Genomic DNA, 6,859 nt, shown 5'->3' with positions numbered 1-6,859 from the left:
TTGTCAATGAGGGAAGCCGTGACAATCCGGGGCACATCCGGGTCAAACGCCGGAATGGTGGCCACATCCACAACCAGCCCCATCGGCATGCTGCTGCTGCTGCCGATTATCAGGCCATCAGATGCGGACGTGCGCCGGATAATAATGTCTTGGGTCTCGCTAAGGCCTGTCAACTCAAAAACCATCGTGCGGCTGCTGTTGATGAGGAAAGCGTTGTCGAGAGTGACACCCGCGACCGGATTGCCGCCATCATCCACTAACTCGAAGTGACCTGTCACCAGCGAGCTGCTCACAGGTTCAGTCAGCAGCACTTCCACCCGCTGGTTGTCAGAATACACAAGCTCTTCCAACACGGAAGGACTACCGTCCATTGCAAATTTCCAGAGGGTGTTTCCAGCAGCAGCCGGATAAGCAGTAGGCGCATCGTTCCTCCTAGTGGTGTAGAGACTGAACTGCTGCCAGGAATATCTGCTAAATCCACTCTTTGCCAATCGATTGCGATCCGGCACAACAGGACATGTCACAGTCACGAAGCGCTGTCCGAACTCGGCCGGGACATTGAGAAAGTTAAATTCTGCTCTTTCAGCCCGATCGTCGGACCAGTCAAGGGTGTCGGCCCTCTCGTCGCCGCTCATATATGCCTGTTCCCGGTCTAGGTCAAAGCCTGGCAGGTTATAATTAAAAAGGCGAATACGTCCTCTTTCAGGGTCCCTGACGGAGTCTTGATCGCATGCCTGTGGGAAAGCTGCTGGATCGTCACGCTCACCTGAGAAAAAAGCGCTGCTTCCATCATTCTCGTAGTGCAGACCATAAACGGCACCACTGACAGCCGCATTTTCCGAAAGCCACTTAGTGCCCTTCACCTCAACATCAAACCGCAGATGAGTTGCCGTCACACCAGGGGCAACCGGTGAGCCGCTGGCGTCAACGCGTTGCACATTGGTGAATCTCAGAACAAGTCCTTCACTTTCATTGGAATCACAAGTACCACATGTTTGTGGGTTAGGAGTGAAGTCGTTGGGAATATATTTGCTGCCGGAAACTTTATTGTACACCGGGGCACCCGAGGCGGCTTCTTGAGGGAAAGCCGAATTGCTCAGCAACAGAACCCCGGCTACAACCGGCGCAAACATCCAGACAGATATTGAATTCTTTCGCATGGTCGCAGTCGGATACAAAATTACCTGGGCACCGGTGAAAATAAGCCAAGATTGCCCAGTATGTAGTCTTGCAAATCATCTACCTGATTCACAAATCCGTCCATGTTGATATCGTACTCCGTATAAGCCCTTGGCCGCCCAAAATGACCCCTGATAACAGCAGCATCAGTTCTTTGCAAAACCGAACCATCTTGATTGACATCGCCGCTGGCCATCATGGCAAACCCCACCCCTCTTCGTCTGCTGAGATGGCCAACAAAATTTTTCTGAATGCCACGCCGGACCGTGCTCAAACTGCTGCTGAAATCATACACATAACGGTCGCCTGCGGTCGCAACGACAGCAACAGACGATATAATATCAACATGGTTGCGGTGGCGGACGACAACATACAAATTGTCGTTGAGTGTAACCTCGAACAAAAGGTCCGGACAATTATCGTTGGCCTCAAGCGACAACGTGCCACTTTCCGTCAGACAACTGTTGCGCCCCGCGGAATCAAGATTCCTATAGTCCGTGGCATCCACGACACGGCCGCTGCTCAGAAGCAAACCGGGTTTTCTGGCAATGACAGTGTCGCCGCCTGCCGATTCAACAGAAGAGCCTGAAGTCTCCCGCAACTCTACCAGTATCCAGTCCACAACACCGACTGGAATCGAGGGCAACTCGACCGATGTGCACAATTCAGTTGACTGCGGGCCTGCCCCCAAAAACCGGGAAGGGGGGGTAGTGCAATACGGGTCGCTCACCGGAAAGTCAGTCAAGCTGCTGAGGAACACCGTCATGGGGTGGCCCGGGCCTGTCTGCGCGCCTGCAACACCGCAAAACAAGTACAACAACAGGACGCACACGGCCTGCAACCGCAGACGGTTTGCGGAAACCATCTCCGATTTCTCAATGCTTGTGCGCCGATAGTTCATCATTTTTTCTGTATTTTACAGCCTGTCAGGGTGTGGATTATACGGCAAAATCTCCGGAAAAAGAATGCAGGTGATGCAATCCCTTGAAAATCCGCGTGAATCCATTTTTCCAGTCAAAACGGAATTCCGGAGCCCAGCCCAAGGTTGTTCAGAACAAAATTTGTGAAGTCCTCAATATGGACCGTGCCGTTCAGGTTGATATCAGCCACATGATACTCAATCATTCCTATGGCTGAATTGCTAATCACTGCGTAATCTACTCGTTGAGTGATAAATTCATTTCCGTCGAGATCGCCGGCAATCATCACGGCAACCGGCAGGAATCTGAAACCCTCACTATTACTCGGTGAACCATACCAGCGTTTCAGGATATCATTACGCGCACTACTCGCACTGGCACTGAAATCATACGCATAAACGCCAACACTGGCAACCGCACCGCCGGCGGTTATCGGCTGGGCCGATATGATGTCAAGATGGTTGCGGTGGCGAATAACGACATGAATATTCTTGTTCTCTGCGGGCGTCAGGCCATCAAACCAGATACCGGGGCAATGCTCATCACCCGCAAGCGGACTCTGAGAGCACTGGTCGGGGTTCACTGACGCGAGCCGGGCGTAATGCGCGGCCTCCACAATGCGTCCGTTGCTCAGCAGAAAACCGGGCTTTCTCGCAATAATTGTGTCGCGCCGCGCTGTCCTGACATCGCCCGAAGTCTCGCGCAACTCAATCAACACCCAATCCACAACACCGCGCCATGCGTCCGCTGTGCCGGTCGCAGGCGGGATTGCAGGCACGGTCACCTCGGTGCACAACTCAAGTGAAGCCGGATCACGCCCCAAATGCCGGCCAGTGCCGGGACTGCAATAGGGGTCTTCCAGCGGAAGGATGCTCAGGTGGTTGAGATAGGCCGTCATCACCTGCGGCGCGGCCACGCCGGGCAGCAGACAGAATAAAAATGCTGTCAGGCTTCGCAATCTGGTCATGGCGGAAGTCATATCAGGGAACCTGCGACACATGCCCTACGTGCTGAAAACCAAAACGATAATAGCCACACTCGCGCCGGGTTATGTACCCATCCAGATTGCAATCCCTGTCGGAATAAATCGGGTCGAAATTGTCCAGCACTGTGTAAAGCGCATCCCGCATCTCGGCCACTCCGTTGCCGTTTGCATCTCCGGAAAACATCGCGGCCACTTCGCCATCGCCCAGGCCCTGCCCGAGTTCGCCGCCAAACGCCTGCTCAACACTGGTGCTGAAGTCCCACGAATAAACATCGCCCTGCCGCGCGGCGGGGCGGGCGGACATGATGTCCAGATGGTTGCGGTGGCGGACGACGATATACATGCCGTCGGTCATGTCCACATTGTCAAACCACACCGCCGGGCAGCCGGGGCTGTTGGCGGCGACTTCCGCCGGGCAGTCGTCGGGGCTGGGCTGCGGGGTGCGCGTGGTGTAGCGGCGGGCGTCCACGATGCGGCCATTACTCAGGAGGAAGGCCGCCTTTCTGGCGACAATGGTGTCGGCGGTTGCCGTGTGGGCGTCGCCCTCGCTCCGGCGCAACTCGACCAGCACCCAGTCTATGATGCCGCGGTAGCCTCGCTGGCGGTCATAGTGCCAGAAGGTGCGGGGCACCGTTACGGCGGTGCACGGGGAGTAGCCTGCGGAGTTGCAGTAGGGGTCGGTTTTGGGGATGACGAACTTGTGGGCCAGCATCGCCATCATCCCGGGGATTTTCTGCACGGCGGTCGCGCTGGTGGCCGTGTCCGTCTGCGCGACGGCGGCGCCGGAAAGCGCGCACAGCAAACACGGCAGCAGCCATGCAGTGCGCCGCCCGTTGGCCGTTTCAACTCTTTGTGTATTCACTGAAAGTTCCCCTTTCACCCCCCGGGAATTGCGCCCGCAGGGTTGCATAGTTTGCCCTGCAAGGCGGCTGAATGCAAGCGGTATAAAAAACAGACGGTAAAACAAGGGGGTAGGGGAGCGGCGGGGCGGCGGCGGTGTGGAGCGCGGGGGGAGAATGGCCGGTATTGAACGAGGTGTTCGCGCAGAGAAACGGGCGGCGGCGGTGTGGAGCGCGGGGGGAGAATGGCCTTGATGCGCGTGGCGAAACACGGCGGCGGCGGCGCGCCGACAATGTGAAACACGGAGGAAATGGCGCGGGCGGGGCGTGTGTTTTGTCTTGTTGCGGCGCGAATTACCCGGATGAGAAATGCGCTTGTCCGGGTAATTCTGTGGTTAAGGGATTTATCCAGGCAGGGCCAGTGCGACAGTAACAGCCAGGGTGACAAGCCCGGTAATGTATATGCCCAAAATTCTGAAATATCTCATGATATCTGCCTTGAGGTCTCTGAGCTCTTCCCTTCTCTCTGTTCTTTGAGTATCGGAGTTTTTCTTAATTTCCGCCCTGAGGGCGTCGGAATTTTCCTTGATTTCCGCCCTGAGGGCATCGGAATTTTCCTTGATTTCCGCCCTGAGGGCGCCGGAATTTTCCTTGATTTCCGCCCTGAGGGCGTCGGAATTTTCCTTGATTTCCGCCCTGAGGGCGCCGGAATTTTCGTCAATCTTCGTCTTGAGATCTTTGACATCTGCCTTGACTTCCTCAACCTTTTCGTCGAGAACATCTATCTTGGTCTCGACAACCGTGAGTCTTTTGTCAAGGGCGTTTATGTCCTGACGAAGATTCTTCTCAAGGGCGCCGATGCCCTGCTGAAATTCGCCGCGGGTTACCGGGGCGTTCCAGTTTACCGGGCGCAGGTGGTCCGGCGCCGGCGGGGGCGGCGGCGGATTCTGCGGCGGTGGCGTCGGTTGCTTTACCATGGTTTTTTCCATCGTTCTTTCTCCTTTTCGGATTGAAAGAACGCATTACAATTCAATGTCAAGAGGAAAATGACCGCCAACCGGATGAACGGCGGCAACTGGCCGACGAATGGCATGTCGCCGCAAAAAAAGGCCGGGGCACACGGGTTTTCGCCGGCGCCCGGAGAAGTCAGAATGAAAAATTGCGCGGTTGTCATGGCCAGTATCTGAGCAGACCCAGCCCCACACTAACAGCCAGGGCAATGAACCAGAAAATGGATACACGCAAAACCCTTAACTGTTCCCTGATATCTTCCTTGATGTCCGCCCTGAGGGCATCGGAATTTTCCTTGATTTCTGCCCTGAGGGCGTCGGAAGTTGCCCTGATCTCCGCCCTGAGGTCTTTGTCAAGGGCGGCAAGGCCCTGCTGAAATTCGCCGCGGGTTACCGGGGCGTTCCAATCCACCGGACGCGGGTAGCCCGGCGCCGGCGGTGGCGGCGGCGGCGGCGGATTCTGCGGCGGTGGCGTTGGTTGCTTTACCATGGTTTTTTCCATCGTTCTTTCTCCTTTTCGGATTGAAAGAACGCATTACAATTCAATGTCAAGAGGAAAATGACCGCCAACCGGATGAACGGCGGCAACTGGCCGACGAATGGCATGTCGCCGCAAAAAAAGGCCGGGGCACACGGGTTTTCGCCGGCGCCCGGAGAAGTCAGAATGAAATGTTGCGCGGTTGTCATGGCCTGATTAAACGAAGAATTTGAGCACGGCCATGAACGTGGCAAGCCCGCTGACGCCCCCGATAATTAACCGGATCAGGAACCTGTGATTGGCTTCCATGCTTTCTCTAAGACTCTTGATGTCTGCCCGCTGCTCTGCCCTGAGAGCATCGGAGTTTTCCTTAATCTCCACCCTGATGGCCTTGACATCTGCCTTGACTTCCTCAACTTTTTCGTCGAGGACCTCTATCTTGGTCTCGACAACCGTGAGTCTCTTGTCAAGGGCATTTATGTCCCGACTAACTTTCTTGTCAAGAGCATTTATGTCTTGACGAAGATTCTTCTCAAGGGCGCCGATGCCCTGCTGAAATTCGCCGCGGGTTACCGGGGCGTTCCAGTTTACCGGGCGCAGGTGGTCCGGCGCCGGCGGGGGCGGCGGCGGATTCTGCGGCGGTGGCGTCGGTTGCTTTACCATGGTTTTTTCCATCGTTCTTTCTCCTTTTCGGATTGAAAGAACGCATTACAATTCAATGTCAAGAGGAAAATGACCGCCAACCGGATGAACGGCGGCAACTGGCCGACGAATGGCATGTCGCCGCAAAAAAAGGCCGGGGCGCGCGGGTTTTCGCCGGCGCCCGGAGAAGTCAGAATGAAAAATCGCGCGGTTGTCATGGCCTGATTATAAGCACACAAAAGCGCTCAAAACAGGCGGAAAACCGCGATTGAACAGCGAAAAATCGCTAAGGCTATGTTACTGAAATGAAATGTTTCCGACGAACGGTAGGCAACAACCGTCGCGAAAACAGGAATGCGGGGGTTGTTACGCCGTCAATCGGAGTCGGCGCGGTGTGCGGCCACCTCGCCGCCGGCGTGGCGCCAACCCTTGAAACCGCCGGCAAGATGACAGATGTTGTCGAAACCCATCTCCTTCAAACGCCACGCGGCAAGTGAAGAACGCCCGCCGCTCGCGCAAAACAAAACAAACTTCTTGTCCTGCGAAAACACCTTGTTGTGATACGGGCTGTCCGGGTCGGCCAGAAACTCCAGCATGCCGCGCGGCGCGTGCGCCGCCCCGGGAATGGTGCCGCCTTCGGTCAGTTCGTTGAGATCGCGCACATCAATAAACTGCACATCGTCCTTGCCGTGCAGTTGCCGCGCCTCGGCGACTTCAATCGTTTCAATGTTTTCAAGCGCCTCGGCAACCCAGTCGCCGAAGCCCTTTTTCAGTTTCAACATGTCAGTTTCACCATGGGGTCATTG

8 protein-coding genes are annotated in these 6,859 nt (G+C 55.8%); all 8 read right to left on the bottom strand.

What is annotated here, in order from left to right; translation table 11 throughout:
* Positions 1-1,160, bottom strand: a 1,160-nt coding sequence (locus OXU50_02010; GenBank protein MDD9868658.1) for a hypothetical protein, incomplete at its 3' end; no start/stop codon positions are given.
* A gap of 20 nt (positions 1,161-1,180) precedes the next feature.
* Positions 1,181-2,083 (bottom strand): hypothetical protein, encoded by a 903-nt coding sequence (locus tag OXU50_02005; protein ID MDD9868657.1) that lies wholly within the window; start codon positions 2,081-2,083, stop codon positions 1,181-1,183.
* Positions 2,084-2,193: 110 nt separating this feature from the next.
* Complete coding sequence (locus OXU50_02000; protein ID MDD9868656.1) at positions 2,194-3,066, bottom strand: hypothetical protein; 873 nt, start codon at positions 3,064-3,066, stop codon at positions 2,194-2,196.
* 13 nt (positions 3,067-3,079) lie between these two features.
* Positions 3,080-3,946 carry a hypothetical protein gene (locus tag OXU50_01995; GenBank protein ID MDD9868655.1) on the bottom strand — a complete coding sequence of 289 codons (867 nt, stop codon included), beginning with the start codon at positions 3,944-3,946 and terminating at the stop codon, positions 3,080-3,082.
* Positions 3,947-4,327: 381 nt separating this feature from the next.
* On the bottom strand, positions 4,328-4,912 hold the full coding sequence (locus OXU50_01990; protein ID MDD9868654.1) for a hypothetical protein: 585 nt from the start codon (positions 4,910-4,912) through the stop codon (positions 4,328-4,330).
* Positions 4,913-5,093: 181 nt separating this feature from the next.
* The gene (locus OXU50_01985; protein MDD9868653.1) at positions 5,094-5,435 is read right to left on the bottom strand and encodes a hypothetical protein; all 342 of its coding nucleotides are present in this window, start codon (positions 5,433-5,435) and stop codon (positions 5,094-5,096) included.
* A 192-nt stretch (positions 5,436-5,627) separates the two neighbouring features.
* Entirely contained in the window at positions 5,628-6,086 is a 459-nt protein-coding gene (locus OXU50_01980; GenBank protein ID MDD9868652.1) for a hypothetical protein, read from the bottom strand.
* A gap of 341 nt (positions 6,087-6,427) precedes the next feature.
* Positions 6,428-6,832, bottom strand: a complete 405-nt coding sequence (locus tag OXU50_01975; protein ID MDD9868651.1) for a rhodanese-like domain-containing protein — start codon at positions 6,830-6,832, stop codon at positions 6,428-6,430.
* Positions 6,833-6,859 lie beyond the last annotated feature (27 nt).

The sequence above is a fragment of the Gammaproteobacteria bacterium genome (assembly GCA_028817225.1).
GTDB lineage: Bacteria > Pseudomonadota > Gammaproteobacteria > Poriferisulfidales > Oxydemutatoraceae > Oxydemutator.
Note: the sequence above shows the minus strand (reverse complement) of the source record. Positions and strands in the feature narration are given on the sequence as shown.

Coding starts and splice junctions, on each gene's coding strand:
- OXU50_02000 (MDD9868656.1), bottom strand. CDS start 3,066: ATGACCAGATTGCGAAGCCTGACAGCATTTTTATTCTGTCTGCTGCCC.
- OXU50_01985 (MDD9868653.1), bottom strand. CDS start 5,435: ATGGAAAAAACCATGGTAAAGCAACCAACGCCACCGCCGCAGAATCCG.
- OXU50_01990 (MDD9868654.1), bottom strand. CDS start 4,912: ATGGAAAAAACCATGGTAAAGCAACCGACGCCACCGCCGCAGAATCCG.
- OXU50_02005 (MDD9868657.1), bottom strand. CDS start 2,083: ATGATGAACTATCGGCGCACAAGCATTGAGAAATCGGAGATGGTTTCC.
- OXU50_01980 (MDD9868652.1), bottom strand. CDS start 6,086: ATGGAAAAAACCATGGTAAAGCAACCGACGCCACCGCCGCAGAATCCG.